At 47.9% G+C, this 18,497-nt stretch carries 14 protein-coding genes; 4 read left to right on the top strand and 10 right to left on the bottom strand.

The window, feature by feature from the left end; all coding sequences use genetic code 11:
- Position 1: 1 nt before the first annotated feature.
- Positions 2-718, bottom strand: a complete 717-nt coding sequence (locus tag H5715_RS18725; protein WP_075186480.1) for a LytR/AlgR family response regulator transcription factor — start codon at positions 716-718, stop codon at positions 2-4.
- Positions 719-1,813 carry a sensor histidine kinase gene (locus tag H5715_RS18720; protein ID WP_075186479.1) on the bottom strand — a complete coding sequence of 365 codons (1,095 nt, stop codon included), beginning with the start codon at positions 1,811-1,813 and terminating at the stop codon, positions 719-721. It lies immediately after the preceding gene.
- A 337-nt stretch (positions 1,814-2,150) separates the two neighbouring features.
- Between H5715_RS18720 and H5715_RS18715 the strand changes: the two genes are divergently transcribed.
- On the top strand, positions 2,151-2,528 hold the full coding sequence (locus tag H5715_RS18715; RefSeq protein WP_075186478.1) for a DUF3301 domain-containing protein: 378 nt from the start codon (positions 2,151-2,153) through the stop codon (positions 2,526-2,528).
- A gap of 19 nt (positions 2,529-2,547) precedes the next feature.
- On the opposite strand, the gene H5715_RS18710 is transcribed toward H5715_RS18715, so the two are convergent.
- Complete coding sequence (locus H5715_RS18710) at positions 2,548-2,790, bottom strand: DUF6316 family protein (RefSeq protein WP_075186512.1); 243 nt, start codon at positions 2,788-2,790, stop codon at positions 2,548-2,550.
- A gap of 421 nt (positions 2,791-3,211) precedes the next feature.
- On the opposite strand from H5715_RS18710, the gene fusA reads away from it, so the two are divergent.
- Complete coding sequence (gene fusA, locus H5715_RS18705) at positions 3,212-5,302, top strand: elongation factor G (protein ID WP_075186477.1); 2,091 nt, start codon at positions 3,212-3,214, stop codon at positions 5,300-5,302.
- A gap of 313 nt (positions 5,303-5,615) precedes the next feature.
- Here the strand turns inward: fusA and H5715_RS18700 are convergent, their stop codons facing one another.
- The 7 genes from H5715_RS18700 to H5715_RS18670 form a co-directional block, all read right to left on the bottom strand.
- The gene (locus H5715_RS18700) at positions 5,616-6,104 is read right to left on the bottom strand and encodes an asparaginase domain-containing protein (protein ID WP_075186476.1); all 489 of its coding nucleotides are present in this window, start codon (positions 6,102-6,104) and stop codon (positions 5,616-5,618) included.
- Positions 6,105-6,249: 145 nt separating this feature from the next.
- Positions 6,250-6,753 (bottom strand): YgjV family protein, encoded by a 504-nt coding sequence (locus H5715_RS18695; protein WP_246434614.1) that lies wholly within the window; start codon positions 6,751-6,753, stop codon positions 6,250-6,252.
- A gap of 77 nt (positions 6,754-6,830) precedes the next feature.
- Positions 6,831-8,420 carry a glycoside hydrolase family 43 protein gene (locus H5715_RS18690; protein WP_221892320.1) on the bottom strand — a complete coding sequence of 530 codons (1,590 nt, stop codon included), beginning with the start codon at positions 8,418-8,420 and terminating at the stop codon, positions 6,831-6,833.
- Positions 8,421-8,445: 25 nt separating this feature from the next.
- Positions 8,446-8,928: a GNAT family N-acetyltransferase gene (locus tag H5715_RS18685; protein ID WP_075186474.1), complete on the bottom strand. Its 483-nt coding sequence runs from the start codon at positions 8,926-8,928 to the stop codon at positions 8,446-8,448.
- Between the two features lie 5 nt (positions 8,929-8,933).
- On the bottom strand, positions 8,934-9,491 hold the full coding sequence (locus H5715_RS18680) for a flavodoxin family protein (RefSeq protein WP_075186473.1): 558 nt from the start codon (positions 9,489-9,491) through the stop codon (positions 8,934-8,936).
- 10 nt (positions 9,492-9,501) lie between these two features.
- Entirely contained in the window at positions 9,502-10,113 is a 612-nt protein-coding gene (locus tag H5715_RS18675; protein WP_075186472.1) for a hypothetical protein, read from the bottom strand.
- A 96-nt stretch (positions 10,114-10,209) separates the two neighbouring features.
- Positions 10,210-10,884, bottom strand: coding sequence for a hypothetical protein (locus tag H5715_RS18670; RefSeq protein ID WP_075186471.1), 675 nt, complete (start codon positions 10,882-10,884; stop codon positions 10,210-10,212).
- A gap of 150 nt (positions 10,885-11,034) precedes the next feature.
- Between H5715_RS18670 and H5715_RS18665 the strand changes: the two genes are divergently transcribed.
- Together H5715_RS18665 and pbpC are read left to right on the top strand one after the other, a co-directional pair.
- Positions 11,035-16,023, top strand: coding sequence for an alpha-2-macroglobulin family protein (locus H5715_RS18665; protein ID WP_083608093.1), 4,989 nt, complete (start codon positions 11,035-11,037; stop codon positions 16,021-16,023).
- 130 nt (positions 16,024-16,153) lie between these two features.
- Complete coding sequence (gene pbpC / locus H5715_RS18660) at positions 16,154-18,496, top strand: penicillin-binding protein 1C (RefSeq protein ID WP_075186470.1); 2,343 nt, start codon at positions 16,154-16,156, stop codon at positions 18,494-18,496.
- The last annotated feature ends 1 nt before the right edge of the window (position 18,497 follow it).

Here is an 18,497-nt window from a genome sequence, read left to right as displayed (position 1 = left end):
GTTAAAGGCTTAGCAATTCCTTGAGCCGGGCCGTATTGCGACGAGAGGTTTCTACAACTGTTCCGTCTTTCATTCTCAGATCATAGCCTTCACCTACAGATTCTTCGATACCCGCGATAGCCTGTAGGTTAACAATCATTTGCCGGTTAGCCCGAAAGAAAACATTGGAAGGCAGGCGCTGCTCGACCTGTGTCATGGATTTTTTTACGAAGGCCTTCTTGCCCTCGAAAAATATGCGCACGTAATTCTTACAACTTTCAATGTACTCAATGGTATTCAAGACCACCAGATGGCAAGCATCACCGTCCTGAACAAAAATCCTACTATCCAACGTTAAAGCGGCCTCCAGCGGAACGGGTTTAACAACAGTTTGATCCGATCTCAGTTTGGCAATAGCTGCTTCAAGCCGATCCTCACTAACAGGCTTGAGTAAATAATCAACAGTGTCATGCTCAAACGAGCGAATTGCGTAATCTGGGTAGGCTGTTGTAAAAATAACTTTAGGCGAGTAATCCAAGGATGCCAGCAACTCCAAGCCGGACTCGCCCGGCATGTGGATATCCAAAAAGAGTAAATCGGGCGTCTCAACTGCGATCAACTCTCTGGCGTCCGAAGGATGCTCTGCCTCCCCCACGACAGAAATGGAGGGGTGCTTACTTAACATCCGAATCAAGCCACGCCGAGCCAGGCGAGAATCTTCAATAACAATTGCGCGCACTTATTGCTCCCGTGGTAAAAACAGCTCAGCGATAAACTGACGACCCGCGTAACGTGTATTAAGGACAGCATTTTCTTGATACAACAACTGAAGGCGATCGCGTATATTTTTTAACCCGGTTCCAGTATTGCGCTCGCCATCTAACTTAACGGTATCGGGTACCGGGTTGGTGACGGTAACTTTCACTCCCAGAGCTTCCAGCTCTCCCTGTATAGCAATACAGCCGCCCTCGCGCAAATGCTCCAAACCGTGTTTTACCGCATTTTCAACCAGCATTTGAATACACATTGGCGGCACTTGAATTTTATTGAGTACATCGGGCACGCTGCAAGAAAACGTCAGCTTATCTTCGTATTGCACTGCTACCACATCAACATACTGACGGGTAACGGCCAACTCTTCCTCAAGCGTAACTTGTTCCCGGCTACCGCAGGCAAGTGAATAGCGCAGTATTTCAGATAACACGGTAATCATACCGTCCGCCTTTTGTGGGTTTTCGTGAATCAAAAAGCGAATATTATTCAGTGCATTAAATAAAAAATGCGGATTCAGCTGGCTGGCCAAATGGCTTAGTTGCATTTCTTTCAGGTTATTTTGAAGCCTTAAATTACGCAACTCGGACTGTTTTGCACGACGGTTCTCAGCGGCGAACACATAGATAAAAGCCCAAGCCATAACAAATAAATGCCCGGAGAGCGAACCACCAATAATAATAGGTAGAGCAACATCCAAAAGGTTAAAGCTGTTGGCGGCCAACTGCTCTGGAGAAACAAAATCGGGCAGATAAAAGGGTAAAAGAGTAAAGGTCATGGCCGTTGCTGAAACGGTCGCAGTGATCAATGAGTAGAGCACAATCAGAGGAATTAACTGCCCCACACCCACCTGAAAAAAGCGGTTGAATTTATAGAGCCAGCGAAAACCTAATACTGAAAACGTAAATAACACCGGCCACAACACGAGACTACCCCATATTTTGAAGCCCACAGCGTGGGGAGCAAACAAAATAGTGGCCACCTCAATAACGGCAAGCGCAAGCAAGCCAAAACAGTGGTACAGCCAGAAGTTGCGGCTATCGGGGAGAAAAGGAGTGGGCATCCTATCGACTAATTTTCCGGTCTTGGCGTAGATTTTTATAGGGTTATCATTACTCTACAGTGCAGTCATATTAAACCCTGCTGGTACGAAAACGCCAGCCTTGCCTCGAGCACCCATCGAGACTAACCAGACGATAACACGACGTATACACTGCACTCAGCGGCGGTAGTGCGAAAACATCAGCGACATCGCCCTAGTGAAAAGCAGCCTCAAGGCACTGGTACATTCCCCCTTCCGCGCCTAGCAAACAACGTCAAGTATCACCGTCGACATTGCCGCGCGCATAGCGCGGCAAAAGGGCTGGCTGTAGCAGGAAGTTTAAGCTAGGGTACTCCCCATGACTCTTTACGATCTCGCCATTACACTCATCGCCTTATTGCTCGGCATCGCTTTCTGGCAGCACCTGGGTATCAGCCAACGCGCCTTTCGAGTCGCCAAAAGCCATACGGAAAAAAACGGGGTAACGCTCCTAGATCAGAGCATTGTGTTGAGAAAAATCGCGCTATGCCGGTCCAGCCACTCACTGTTTGCATTTAAGCGCAACTACAGCTTTGAATTTTCGTCCGTTGGTGATGTGCGCTATCGCGGGCAGATAACCATGCTTGGAAAACGCCTAAAGCGAATAGAACTGGAACCCTTCAGGGAGCGAGCGTTTTCAGAAGAGCCCACCATAGAACCCTCCCACCACCATTCGAGCTGCTGTAACAGACATTAAGTTAATACTGCAGTGGGGCTCAGGAATAATGCGTTGAGGCCCAAATACCCTGAATGGCAAGCTTGCGTGCAAAACTGCCGTATTCAGTGTCGGCTTTCATAACGCTGATATAACGCGGCACAGAATTCTCTGCCTCGACACGCGACTTAAACGGACCAATATCGCCCTCCTCACGAGTAGAAACATACCAATCCAGACCGATACGAAAACATCGATCCACGCGATACCACACTTTTTGATCTTCACCTCTCCGGTAAACCACCTTAAACCTCCTTAATCTTCTACACTGGAAATAATGGAACACCCGCCACAAAGCAAAACCCGCGCCAACAAACAGAAGTGCCTTACAATTCAGCCACTTAATTACCGCGCCACAGGTAAAATGGCGCGAAAATGTAAACATATCTGACATTTTTGTGACGTACCTCTCGGAACCTCTCCTGTAATATCCAGCAATAACTGCTCCCCTCCCACAGCTTCAGCGACGGGTTTTATTAACGAGCTCTCACGTAGAAAGTAACTTGAGTTGGCCCCCAAATCCCGCATTTCTCCCTCTTAAGCATGGCTTACGAAAAAAAACCCCTCCTTAAGACAAAATCTGTTCAATTTTTAGTAAAAATCTTTGTCGAAATCGTGTATCTTTGCGCACATTTTTAGCCCAAGCATATATATAGAGTAGCGTTATGACCGACTTATCCCATTACAGAAACATAGGCATCTTCGCCCACGTTGATGCCGGTAAAACCACTACTACCGAGCGTATCCTGAAGCTCACCGGTAAAATTCACCGCACAGGTGAAGTACACGACGGTGCAGCGACTACCGACTTTATGGAACAGGAACAAGAGCGCGGTATTACCATTCAGTCGGCGGCGACGACCTGTTTCTGGAAGGATCACCGCATGAATATCATCGACACCCCAGGACACGTGGACTTCACCGTAGAAGTGTATCGCTCCCTGAAGGTTCTCGATGGCGGCGTGGGCGTATTCTGTGGTTCCGGTGGTGTTGAGCCCCAGTCTGAAACCAACTGGCGCTACGCTAACGAATCTGAAGTCGCTCGTATCATCTTTGTTAACAAAATGGATCGCATGGGTGCCGACTTCTACCGTGTTACCGAACAGGTTAAAAAGGTATTGGGTGCCAACGCTCTGATTATGACCCTGCCAATCGGTATCGAAGAGGACTTCTCGGGCGTTGTCGACGTACTCACCAAGAAAGCCTACATTTGGGACGATACTGGCCTACCAGAAAATTACGAAATTACAGATGTTCCTGCCGATATGGTTGACGATGTGGATATGTACCACGAGCAACTGATTGAAACAGCCGTAGAGCAGGACGACGACATAATGATGGCTTATATGGAAGGTGAAATACCCTCCATTGAAGATATTAAAAAGTGTATCCGCAAGGGCACCATCGCTCTGGACTTCTTCCCAACCTACTGTGGCTCTGCCTTTAAAAACAAAGGTGTTCAACTGGTATTGGATGCGGTTATTGATTACCTGCCTTGTCCGACAGAAGTTGAGCCTCAGCCACTAACCGACGAAGAAGGTAACGATACCGGCGAGAGAGCTATAGTATCTGAAGAAGAGCCGCTTCGCGCACTGGCATTCAAGATTATGGATGACCGTTTCGGCGCTCTGACCTTTATCCGTATCTACTCAGGCGTTTTGGAAAAAGGCACGACCATTCTGAACTCCTTCACCGGCAAAACCGAGCGTATCGGCCGTATGGTTGAAATGCACGCAGACGATCGCAACGAAATCGACCGCGCACAAGCCGGCGACATTATTGCAATCGTAGGCATGAAGAACGTACAAACCGGTCACACCCTATGTGATCCTAAGCACCCTTGTACGCTTGAGCCTATGGTGTTCCCTGAGCCCGTTATTTCAATTGCGGTTAAGCCTAAAGATAAAGGCGGCTCCGAAAAAATGGGTATCGCCATTGGTAAAATGGTTGCAGAAGATCCTTCTTTCCGTGTCGAAACCGATGAAGACTCTGGCGAAACCATCCTGAAAGGTATGGGCGAACTTCACCTGGATATTAAAGTCGACATCCTTAAGCGTACCTATGGCGTTGAACTGGAAGTCGGTAAGCCACAGGTTGCCTACAGAGAAACCATTACAAAAGAAATCGACGATACCTACACGCACAAGAAACAGTCCGGTGGTTCTGGCCAGTTCGGTAAAATCGACTACCGCATCCGCCCAGGGGAGCCGGCTTCTGGATTCTTATTCAAGTCCACTGTTGTGGGTGGTAACGTACCTAAGGAATTCTTCCCTGCTATTGAGAAAGGTTTCGCCAGCATGATGAACGCTGGTACCTTGGCTGGATTCCCTGTATTGGATGTAGAAGTTGAACTCTACGATGGTGGCTTCCACGCCGTTGACTCCTCAGCGGTTGCCTTTGAAATCGCTGCTCGTGGCGCTTTCCGTCAGTCCATTCCCAAAGCTGGCGCGCAACTGCTTGAGCCTATTATGAAGGTAGACGTATTTACACCGGAAGATCACGTAGGTGATGTTATTGGTGACCTCAACCGTCGTCGTGGCATGATCAAGGATCAGGAAGCTGGCGTTACCGGCGTGCGCATTAAAGCCGACGTACCACTGGCAGAAATGTTCGGCTACATCGGACAACTGCGTACCATGACTTCTGGTCGCGGTCAGTTCTCTATGGAGTTCTCACACTATATGCCTTGCCCTGCGAATGTAGCGGAAGAGGTTATTGCGGCTGAAAAAGCTAAAGCTGAAGCAGCCAAGAAGTAAGCCGCTTTAATTATTTAGCAAGTTGATATGAAAACCTCCGTCAATTTTATTGGCGGGGGTTTTTTATTAACCAAATATTCCTGAAGTACAGAATCCTCGCGTAAAGTGCGACCTAATTTCCACATGCACGCCACACAGCTAATTTTTCAGTCATCTATCACCCTCAATCCCTGCTTGTTCAATATAGGACTTTCCTTTCACCCTATCCGTTCGTGGCGTTTGTGCTGCCTGCGTAACGGCACCTGCCCATCCGCTCAGCAAGAAGTAAAGGGAAGAATGTAACCAGTGAACGTAATTTGGGGCAAGATTGAAGTCAGGGGCTCCTTTCTTCAAACCGGTTAAGCGGCACATTTTTTACGGCTGCTAGTGGATCAAAAATACGCCCATTCATTGCTATGTACACTCCAGGATCCAGAACCTGGACCCCAATCATAGCCCCGCCTAAATTGAAAACAGCATCGCTATCTCGATACTGCGCGGGATACATAGAGCCCGTTAATACAATGGTCTTATTGGGTGTTTGTTGCAAATATTCAGCAGTAATGATCATTGTATCTGTACCGTGCGTGACGATTATCCTGTCCTCCGGCGCCGATACGATGGCATTTCTAATCACTTCTCTATCAGAATCATCCAGATCCAGACTATCCTTTTTCATTAAGGAGACGACTTCGTAGCCGACAACCACATTTGCTCTTTCGAGCACGCCAGACGCCTGTGGCTCCCCGACGTGATAACTACTTTTTTGATCGAAGTAGGTCTTATCAATTGTGCCTCCAGTGGTAAAAATTTTAATGGGCATGTTCAACCTCCTTTTTACACAACACCACTATGGCCTAAGACCAAAGTAGAGTTGGTATTGAGCATTGAGGGCCACGTTAATGGGCCCCCTTTTTCTTTTACTGCGCGAGCGCGACTGTGAACATAAAATCTATGCCATCAAACATTCAATTCGCAACTGAAGATTCTAATTTACGCCCAAACCACAGCCGGCGAATGGTGTTTAAATTCACGGCAAGTAAAGTCAACTCCAACAGAGTTCCACCAATCGATCCCACTAAAATATTATTTGCCAACCAACATAGCGCCCCGCATAAAAATGCAATCCTCATTTTTATGCCCTTTAAACAAAAAAGCGCATAAGTACCAATACAGGTACCAATAATAGGAAACATGTCACCAATGGATTCAGACAGAAACAAACCAAGAACCAGCGTGATAACAATAAAAACCAAAGCGATCCAGCGCGAAGATGTATATAGCGAAATCCAGGCTCTTATCATTGAAAGCGCCGCCCCAAAGCTGGCGGTCGGCGCGCCGAGAAGCCCAAAGTGAATGATGTTATTCAAACTCATAATCACCATTACCATTTTCAGGCGTTTATCGTCTTTTTGATAGAAACACATAATCCCGAGCGCAAAGCTGACGAAGCCCAGCGCCTGAGCAAACACGTGATCGAACATGGAATGTTACTGCATGGAGGAGTGCGACAGGATTCTAACAAACCCGCCAGCGCTAAAACAACGTTTTACTGTGTACGAAACCAGTCGAAATCCGCATAGCCCTTGCTCGGGTTAATATTGGGGCTCACACTAAACAACCCCACTTTGGCTCCAATCCAAACCCCGGCCGTTGCCTGAATCTTGTTTCCCAGCGAATTAAACGTTTTTCCCTCCAGACTATATGAAAACTGATACTCTCCACCCGCGGCAACATCCACTTTCAGGTAGTAAGTATAGGTATTTTTACCTGAAGGCTTTGCCATCAAAGATGCCACCTCTACGGTTGCATCGTCATACTGTTCATACTTCCCTTCAAACACCCCGAGCTTCACGCCGTCCTTACCTTTATAAAGTCCAATATAGCCCCAACTGCGGCCCATAATCGTCAATCCACTTTTATCGTTGAGGCTGTCTGGAGCAAAGGTGATTTTGGTGGTGAAGGAAAGGCTTGGCGCTGCGATTTTTTGCAGAAGAAGATTAGGCACAAAACGCAAGTTACCAAACTGAGTTACGTTTTTTACCGCATACAAACGCATTTTCCCTCTGGCGGCATCGTTTAATGAATACCACTCCTTTTTTGGATTGGCATGCCACTGCCATTGTAGACCCAATTTACTTACATTAAATTCGTCGGATGCTTGCGGCACTTGAATAGGCCAGGTTTTACCTACGTCCGGCTTTTTCCATTTCGCTACCGGCTCGCCAATGCCATCGCCGTTAATATCCTCTCCCATTAAGGGCCAACCATCTTGCCAATGAACCGGTTGCAGATGTGCAATTCGGCCATATATATCGCGATCCTGAAAATGCATAAACCACCACTCGCCAGAATCCAGCTGCACAAGTCCGCCCTGGTGCGGGCCGTTAATCTCCGTGCTGCCTTTATGTAATACCACTTTCGTTTCGTAGGGGCCGTAAAGTTTTTTTGACCGCAACACCGCTTGCCAGCCCGTGGGTACTCCGCCTGCGGGAGCAAGGATGTAGTACCAGCCATCCTTCTTCATTATTTTGGGGCCTTCTATTACCGGCTGCTCATCGAGATTACGATAGATCAGCACACCATCATCCAATAGCTTTTTGCCATCCGGGCTCATTCGATGTAAGTAGAGATTATCGGCGCGCACCTTGGAGCGCACTAGATAAGCATTGCCATCATCGTCCCACAGCGGGGAGGGGTCTTCCCACAGCGCCACATCCACCATATGTTCAAGCGTCCAGGGGCCACTAGGGTGTTTGGCGGTTGCAACAAACAGGCCTCGATTCGGTGTGCAGAAATACACATAAAAAACACTGTTATGGAAGCGAATGGACGGGGCCCAGGAGCCATCACCGTGAGCAGGTCGTTCGAATTTTTCGAAGGGTAGGCGTTCATAGACATGACCGATAATTTCCCAATTTACTAAGTCTTTGGAATGCAATACGGGTATCCCCGGCATAGCATTAAAACTGGAGGCAACCATATAAAAGTCATCGCCAACTTTAACTAAGTCTGGATCCGAGTAATCGGCAAATAAAACCGGATTTTTATATTCACCATTGCCCAGATCAGAAACCCAGGGCTCGGCGTAAATGAATAGCGAAACGAGGAATAAAAAGGAAAAGACAATAGCTCGCACCCGACCGTCCTCCAGACTATTATTTTTATACGTATGTTTTTTGCCAGTACGTCACATCCAACCAGCGTCCAAATTTAAAACCGACTTCATGAAGGTACCCTACCTGACGAAACCCACAGGCCTCCTGCAGACGTTCACTTGCCACATTTGGCGCTACGATAGTGGCAACGGCTACGTGGCAGCGACTCTGAGACAACAGCTCTCCGTACAAGGCTCGCCCATAACCTTTACCCGTAATGCCGGGCTTTAAATAAACCGCCGTTTCCACGGTATTACGGAAGGCACTGCGCTCGTGCCATTGACTGGCGTAAGCATAGCCAATAACAGCCCCGTTCAGCTCAGCAACTAACCAGGGCTGGCCTTGCCCCGTGACTTTTTCAACACGACCAGCCATATCCGACACGGTTATCGGTACCTCTTCAAACGTGATGACCGTATTTTCAATGTAGTGATTATAGATAGTGCAGAATTCCTGATAATCACTCGAATCACAGGGTCGAATATCCACAAATTTTATTCCGCTGGGACGATTTCAGTTCGGGTAATCAATGGATGAGATTCCTTTTTGCCATCGACATAAACGGCCAACCACTCTGCCAACCTTTGGCCCAAACGGTGACTCGCCTTTTTAGCATAGCTCTCACGAGGAGCTTTCGCATTAATCGCGCCGTAATGTAGGGTGTGATTTCTTGAAACATAGTCCACCACACCAAACACCAGAAAGCCGTAATTCATCAGCATATTAGTAATGGTCTGGCAGGTTAGTTCAGCGCCGCCTCCCCAGCCACCGGAAGTACTGAATGCACAACCAAATTTGCCGTCTATTTTCCCCCAGTGATCGATAAGGTCTTGATCGAAATACTTTTTAAGCTGCCAAGAAACCGTTCCAATATGGGTAGGCGACCCGACGGCCACACCGTCACACCAAAGCATATCCTCTGCTGTTGCCTCAGCAACACTCACCAGACGAACATCCATATCGCCAGTGGATTTAGCTCCCTCTGCAACCAACGCTGCCATTTCAGAAGTACAATCGGATAAAGAATGATAAAGCACTAATATTTTTGCCATACAACGGCCTCTAATTTTTATTAATTGGTTCAAATAAAAGGTTTTCCACTGTCGACGGACAACGGGGGCACAAAGCAAAACCCTGTGCATTCACTTCCCCCTCGTTGTTTACAACATATAGATACAAGCCTCCGCCCCCCTTTGACTGCAATCCATTCATCCTGGTCGCAAATTTAAGGCTTGAGTCCGACCACGCGATCGGTATTTGGATCTCTGGATCGGTGCAGGATTCCCACTGTGCTTGACTGCAGATCAAGATTCTATGCCATGAATCGTCAACATAGAGTGTATCAAAGTATTCATAGGAACCAGGCTGGGCACCGTTTGAAACTTGATTTTGGTAGATATCACCATATTTTTCGGGGTATTCCGTTGTTCGAAAGCGAAAGCGTTTATCACTCGACCACCCCTTAACGCGGTTTTGCCAGAAATAAAATTGCCCATCGACTTGGTCTATCGAGCCTGCCTGATACTGAGCTTCCTCAATAACCCAGCGGTATTTAGCACCATCAATGACATTCGCCCAGTTTTTAGACCACAGAGTGGAAACCTGGGTATATTCGCTAACAAACATATCCTGCAACCAGGAACCATCACCTAATCCAACGTAGGAGTTGTTCATTTGCCCTCCAGCAAAATCTCCCCAAAAGCTTAAAACCTTATGGTTGAAGGTATGAAAAATACCTGCGCCTTCATTACTTTTCGCAGAAAATATTGGCTAGAGCAGTTCCGTATCCTCTTTTTGATAGAGGTGTAATATGTCTCCTGTAACGACGGATTCAATCGCGGATGCGTCATGAATATTGCCGTAATCATTGGAATAGTAAGCCGTTCCTTTCACAGAGCTATCAACTTTCAATTGTATTATTTTGCCAACCACGTTGCGATCCTCCGTGGCCATCAGCATGCCTGTGGCCAGATCTGCCTCTTCCCCTAAAGGAAGTAAATCAACATATCGGGTTCTGATCGCATAATGTTTAGAAACATCAAAATCGTCATAGCGTTTACGCCAAAGATAGGCGCGATCGGAAACGAAACTTACTCGACCAAGAATGGCGCCACTATTTAAGCCAAAGTCCGTCCTTACTACGGCAGATGAGCCCTCTGCGACAATCGCACCGTGATCAGATAGCGTTAGGCGCTCACCGTTAAACGTGGAATCCCACTCTGTTTTTCTTCCCAACCTCGAAGGCTCCATTCCGTCATCGGCGCACCAATAAAGCAGTGGCTTTACAGAAGCCTTTGTTCCAAAGCTCAATCCATTTACCGTAATTATTTCCCCGTGGGCCAGCGGGCCTTCCGTGCTCACAATCTTCGGAATAGTGGCAAGAGACTCTACAGCAATAGAAAACAACAGCGAAACAGCAATACATTTCCATTCTTTAAGTTTCATTCAATCTCTCCATAATTAATTTCGATCATCCCCGATCATATTATCGTAGCGTTTTACTCAGAAGAATCTCCACAATTCATCACAATTGTGACAAGGTTACGCCACATCATCCAGGTAGGATTTAAAGAACAACATTCGAGGGAATCCGATATGAACTTACGCCTGCTTCCGTGCCTACTTATAACGCTGCTGCTTTCCGCATGTAACGATGCACCACAAGAGCCCGACCAAGCACGGGTATCAATACCAACTCCCACGGTAGAACCAGCGGTATTACCGTCACTACCTCGAACCAAAGAAGCTTCCTCCGAAGGCACCGCTGGCGCTCCGGAAACGGCCGTCGCGGACGAAGAACTCTCCGATCAGGAAGATGATTTATCTGCCAATATAGGCAACCAGATCCCCATACAAGTTCTGGATATATCCGAAAGCAACCGCGAAGGGAAAAATGCCATTGCGGTTACCTTTAATACAGCCGTCGATACGAGTAATGACATTCAAAGCTATTTTGTTATTCACCAAGGCAACGGTAGCCCGGTAGACGGCAGCTGGATTGTTGGTAAAGACACCCGCAAGGTGTGGTTTCTTAATACCGAGCCACAACGTTCTTACAAGGTAACCATAAACCCTGGCCTACCCGCACAGAACAAAAGCGAACTGTTTTACAGCCGCAGCGAAATGATTAGCACCCGCGCACTTAAACCCAGTGTTAACTTCGATTCCGATGGTGCAATTCTGCCCTTAGGCTACACTTCGGGACTGCCCGTCGTTAGTGTTAATATTGCAGAAATTGATGTGGATTTCTTTCGTATAAAAGATAAGCACATCAGTGATTTTACCGATCACGCCAAACACTACGGTCGCAAGGGCTGGTACGCTGAGCGTATGTCCTCTTTTGGCGAACTGATCTACAGTGCGCGCTTCCACCTCAACCCACCGAAAAATACCCGCGTCAAACGCAATCTCGATATTCAGCAGTTCGAACAATTACAAAAACCTGGATTATATCTCGCGATAATGCGCCAGGCGGGAAACTATGAAGAAAAAGAAATTACCTGGTTCTCCATTACTGATATTGGCCTGCATATTCGCCAGTATAAAAACCAGATGGATGTCCACGCAGCGTCCCTGGCAACCGGCAAACCTTTGCGCGATATTGAACTACAACTAATCGATAATCAAAACCAAGTAATCGCCAACAATACAACCACCCAAAAAGGTCTCGCTAGTTTTAGCGGGCACTTTCCTAACGCGCGCTTGCTGATTGCAAAAACAAACAAACAATACACGCTGCTGAACCTCCAGCAGCCGGCTCTAGACCTGTCCGAATTCGATTTAGGCTCCCGGCCACAACTACCTAACGAACTATTTATTTACAGCCCACGCGACCTCTACCGCCCAGGGGAAGCCGCTCAATTTAGCGGCCTGTTACGCGATCACGATGGCAGGTTGGCGCAAACTGCAGTACTGAGCGCCGATATCCGCAACCCCGCTGGCAGCAATGTAAAAAGCTTTAAGTGGCAACCGGATAAGCAAGGCTATTTCGAATACAACTGGGCAATACCCTCCACCGCACCTACAGGAAGATGGCAATTGGTTGTCTCCGGCATTATGGAGAAGCCAGTGAGTTACAGCTTCAATGTGGAAGAGTTCCTGCCGGAGCGGATGAAGCTCACACTAGCTAATGGTGACGAGCGCAGCGTGATAACAAACAAGCTTGCCAACATTGAATTGCCAATACTGGGTGAATACCTTTACGGCGCGCCCGCTGCGGGAAATAAGCTTGGTAGCATGGTACAGGTTTCTCACTGGCGTGAACCATTGGAAATGTTCAAAGGCTTCAGCTTTGGTAACCTTAACGATAGCAGCTTTTCAAAACAGCAAAAACTCGACGATATCTTGCTCGACAAAAATGGTCAGACCACGCTCAAAATACCCTCTTCATGGAAAAAAACCGTCTCGCCCCTAAAAGTAAACCTAATCGCCAATTTATTCGAATCCGGTGGTCGTCCCATTACCCGAGCACACCCCATCTTGATTTGGCCGGAAAAACATCTGATCGGCATACGTCCACACTTTGGCAATAAAAACCCCAAACCCGGCAGCCACGCAAAATTTGATTTAATTAACGCAAGCAGCACAGGCGAATTAAAAGCCGTAAGTAACGTGGACGTAAAGCTTATCCGTGAAGATCGCCAGTATTTTTGGGAATATAACCAGCACCGCGGCTGGCACTGGAACTACACGGAAAAAGAGTTTGCCGTTGTTAGCGAAACCCTTTCTCTTGATGAAAAACAGGCGCAAACCATTTCTTATCCTGTTGAATGGGGACGCTACCGGCTCGAAGCCCGAAACAGTGATGGCAATACGCTAACGAGCGTTCGATTTTTCGCTGGTCGCGATTGGTACTATGACTGGAAAAATGCGAAAACTGCCGCAGCCGCAGCCGCAAGGCCCGATAAAATCAACCTTGCATTAGACAAAAATGCCTATAAAAGCGACGTCGTCGCCCAACTTAAAATTTTACCTCCCGCCGATGGTCAGGTATTAATTTTGGTGGAATCCGATATACCACTATGGAGCAAGAAAATCTCCGTGAGTACGGAAGGTACTATTGTTGACATCCCCATCAATAAAAACTGGGACAGCCACAACCTGTATATCTCGGCGTTACTGCTTCAACCAATTGAGAAAAAAGTCAAAACCACACCCAAGCGTGCATTGGGGTTAATTCATTTGCCTTTGGATCGCGAAGCGCGAAAATTGACACTCGATATCGATAGCCCAGAAAAATTACTGCCCGAATCCACACTTACAGCGACCCTCACACTCGACAGGCTTACGCAAACGAACACCCACGTAACACTTGCAGCGGTGGATGTTGGTGTTCTCAATATTACCGACTTCAAAACACCCGACCCCTTCGAGTTTTTTTTCGGTAAACGCCGCTACAGCGTGGATTCAAAAGATATCTATGCCGATGTTATTGAAGCGAATCAATCTAACGTCGCCCAGTACCGCTTCGGCGGCGATGCCGATCTGGTTCGCGGAGGGAAGAATCCGCAAAGTGAAGTACAAATAATCTCGTTGTTTCGCGGGCCGGTGAAGTTTGATAGCAACGGTAAAGCCGAAGTTAAACTCGACATTCCCGACTTTAACGGGCGGCTGAAATTAATGGCGCTGGCCTTTAATGACAATGCTTACGGGAGCGGTGACAGAGAAGTCACTGTGGCCGCCCCCATTGTGGCAGAAATTGCTATGCCGCGATTTTTAGCCGCAGGTGATCACAGCAGTATTGCCCTGGATGTACAAAACCTAACAGAAGAACCCCAAGCCCTGACGGTTAATCTAAGTAGCGAATGGCCGCTAGACTTAGCTTCAAGCGATCGCGCCATTACACTTAAACCAAAGGAGAAAACAACGTTTCATTACGACGTTCACGCCGTAGGGCATGAAGGTCTGGCCACCATTCGGGCCGAAATCAGCGGTGACGATATCGAAAATTTTTCCCGCAGTTGGAAATTGGGCACAAGACCCGCTTACCCGGCGATTACCCAAAGTATTCACCGTATTTTAAAACCCGGAGAACCCTTCGATATTTCTCCATCTCTACTCGCCGACGCCTTACCCGGTACCCTACAAGCCAGCGCGACACTCTCGCCGGCCATAAATTTGCATATTAATGATCAGTTAAACAATCTTCTGGCCTACCCCTATGGCTGCCTTGAGCAAACCTCTAGTCGCGCTTGGCCACTAACCTTCGCTACTCCGGAGAATCAGACACGATTCAATTTAAACCCCATTGCAGAAGCCTCGCGGCGAGATATGATTCAAAAAGGTATCGACCGCATATTGAGCTTCCAGCGCAGTAACGGTTCTTTCGGTTTATGGAGTAAAGATTCACCAGAGGAACATTGGCTAACGGTATACGCAACCGATTTTTTATTAAACGCTAAACAGATGGGCATGGATGTACCGAGCAAACCTCTGAAAAAAGCATTGGATAGGCTCAACCAGTATTTACACAGTTCCCGTACTTTCATTCACCAGCGCTGGTCCCATTCACCAGAGCACTACGCCTTTGCCACGCGTGCCTATGCAGGTTACGTACTCAGCCAATTAAATCGAGCGCCGCTGGGTGCACTACGCAATCTCTATACTCGCGATTTTGACGATGCCAACTCGGGCTTTTCACAAATTCAGCTCGGCTTGGCATTGTTGAAAATGGGTGATAAACAAAGCGGTAATCAGGCTCTAGAAAGAGCTCTCGATAATTTTGATGAGGAGTACCGTTACTGGGGCGACTATGGCAGCAATATTCGTGATCTCGGTATGAGTATTTATCTCTTAATAGAAAACAAGTATCAATCCGATGCCACTCTGGAACTTGCCATTCAATTGCAACAGTCCGTTCGATCACGACAATGGCTAAGTACACAAGAGCGAATATCCCTATTTATGGCTGGTATCGCACTGGAACAAAACCTGCAAACACCCTGGAAGGCTCAATGGCAACTGACCGGAGAATCACCGGAAACGCTGCACCAAACCCAAGCCTGGTCCCGCAACTTAAGTGCAGAACACATTCAACAAGGCTTTAGTCTTCACTCGCAACACGATAAGCCGCTTTACCTCAGTACCTTAATAAATGGCTATAGCAAGGTGGCCCCAAAGCCGCAAAGCCACGACATTGATATCGAGCGCCGCTGGTACAACAGCAAGGGAGAGGCGATAACGCCTAGCACTGTAAAAGCGGGTGACCTTTTACTCGGGCATTTGATCGTTACCTCGAACAGGCGTGTGCCCGATGCACTGGTAGTTAACCTGCTACCTGCAGGGCTTGAATTAGAAAATCAAAACCTTGATAACGCTACCCCAATGGATAATTTTATTATTGACGGGCAGACAGTATCGAAACTCGAAGAGGAAACGGAATTTAAGACCCGCGAATACCGCGACGATAGATTCGTAGCCGCATTGACCCAACACAACTACCGTACCAGTCATATCTTTTTTATGGCGCGCGCGGTTACACCCGGCACATACATTGTGCCACCACCCATCATTGAGGATATGTACCGACCGGAGATTCGCGCAATAGGAAACTCACTGGAAAGTATGACCATTGTGGCGGAATAAACCCAAAACTATACCCGAAACCACAGCTGGCACGATGTTCGATAATTAACCCGCACATTAGCGACTAAACATTGAGTGCGAAAACACGAACATCGCTGTCAGCCTATATACGAGCGTTAAGTTATATCCAATGCTACACCGCTACGCAAAAAAATACTCCCGGGTAATCACAGCAGCGATGGTGATTACCGCGCTACTATGTTCAACAATCTTGCTCGATTTTCTATTCCCTTTAAAGCTACCAAGCCCCGACGATTTATTTACGCGTGTTGTTGTCGATAAAGACGGGCGCCCCCTTAGAGCATTTCCCGATAGTAAAGGCGTTTGGCGTTACGCGATCACACTGGAAGACATCTCTCCTCTCTATCTCGAAGCGCTGTTGAATTATGAAGATCGACGATTCTGGCAACATCCCGGCATCGATCCTCTCGCCTTGGCCCGAGCAACCATCAGCAATATACGCCACAAAACCATTATTTCCGGAGGATCAACATTATCTATGCAGGTCGCAAGGCTACTGCATCCGCATTCGCGTAGCATTTCCGGCAAGTTGTATCAAATATTGCGCACACTGCAATTGGAATGGCATTTAAGTAAAAAGCAGATTCTTACGCTCTATTGCAATATTGCCCCTTTCGGAGGAACCGTCGAAGGCGTGCAGGCGGCGAGTTTTACCTACCTAAACAAACCGGCTTCAGAACTTACACGCGCAGAAGCCGCACTGCTTGCCGTACTACCTCAATCCCCCACGCGCTTCCGCCCGGACCTTCACCCACAGGCGGCGCAAAACGCGAGAGATAAAGTCCTCGACCGTTTAAACGCCTTCGGCAAGTGGAGTACAGATGAAGTCGACAGCGCGAAACTGGAACCGGTGATAGCCTATCGCCATGCGCCACCACAATATGCACCGCTTTTATCACGCAGGCTTATCACTCAACAACAAGGGATTACCCACACCATTCAAACCACCGTGGATGGCGAACTACAAAGAGCGCTGGAAGACTACCTGCACTATTACGTGGAAGGCCAAGCGGAAAAAACATCCGCCGCGGCACTGGTACTGGATAATACCGACAACAGCGTGCTCGCCTACATTGGAACCGCAGACTTCGGCAACCCCACACGCTTTGGCCACGTGGACATGGTGCAAGCCATACGCTCACCCGGCAGCACTCTTAAGCCCTTTTTATATGCCATGGCGATGGACAAGGGATTTATTCACTCACATTCCCTGCTCAACGATACACCACAGAACTGGCATGACTACCGACCGGGAAATTTCAGCGGCGGCTTTTCCGGCCCGGTAAGTGTCGCCGAGGCACTACAACGATCTCTAAATATTCCAGCCGTATCACTGATGGAAAAATTTGGGCCCGCCAATTTTTCTGCGCGTTTACAGAATGCTGGCCTTCAATTAATTTCTACGGATAAAAATGGTAACCTCGCGGTAATTCTTGGCGGCGTTGGTATTACGCTTGAGGATCTTGTTATAGGTTACAGCGCCTTCGCCAACAAGGGGCGAACCCGCCCACTCAAATACTTAAAAAAATCTCTGCCCGAGCAAGAAAGATTTTTCTTTAGTGAACAGGCGGCATGGACCACACAACACATTTTAAGTGGCGTCGACAGGCCCGATGCCATTCACCGTATATCGGCGCTGGCGAGCCGCGATAAACTTGCCTGGAAAACGGGTACAAGCTACGGTTTTCGCGACTCCTGGGCCATTGGCTTAGATCGCAATTACACCATCGGTGTATGGGTTGGCCGACCAGACGGCACTCCCAGCCCGGGCGCTAGTGGTCGATCACACGCAGGGCCACTATTGCACGCGATTGCCGATCATTTAGAAAATTCACGTCAACCTATAGCAAAACCTCAAAAGATTAAGCAGCAAGAAATTTGCTGGCCGCTGGGAACCTTAAAGAACGAGCAGGAGCTCAAACATTGTCATGCAACCCACCTCGCCTGGATAATAAACGATACCGTGCCCCCTACTTGGCCAGACAAACTACAACCCTTTAGAAAAAACCCACTACTCTACAGTACCGACACAAAAACAGGGGATCGCGTACACAGTGGTTGTAGCAACGAAAACATCCAACAGCAAAGCGTCGCGCTCTGGCCGTTGTCATTGGAGCCCTGGATTAAGCCCGCCTATCGACAGCGACGGCAGCTACCTCCTCTTTCTCCCGAATGCCCTCAAGCAGTTGATAGTGGTGTAGATATAAAAATTGGTCGTCTGGAAACAGGCAGTATTTTTCAGGCACCCGTAAACCTTAATCGGGCGCTGGCTATTCCACTACAGGCCAGTGGCGGGGAAGGTATTCACAGTTGGTATATTAACGGCCACTTTCACCACCAGTCGCACGCCTCAGCCGCCGGAACGGCGATTATAGACAAAGCTGGGGAGTACCAGATTGTGGTAAGTGATAGCAGGGGAAATGTGGATAAAGTTAGAGTGGAGGTTCGCTAAA

Origin of the sequence: Teredinibacter haidensis, from assembly GCF_014211975.1 — a bacterium.
GTDB lineage: Bacteria > Pseudomonadota > Gammaproteobacteria > Pseudomonadales > Cellvibrionaceae > Teredinibacter > Teredinibacter haidensis.
The sequence above is the reverse complement of the archived record's forward strand: the minus strand, read 5'-3'. Positions and strand labels throughout refer to the sequence as shown.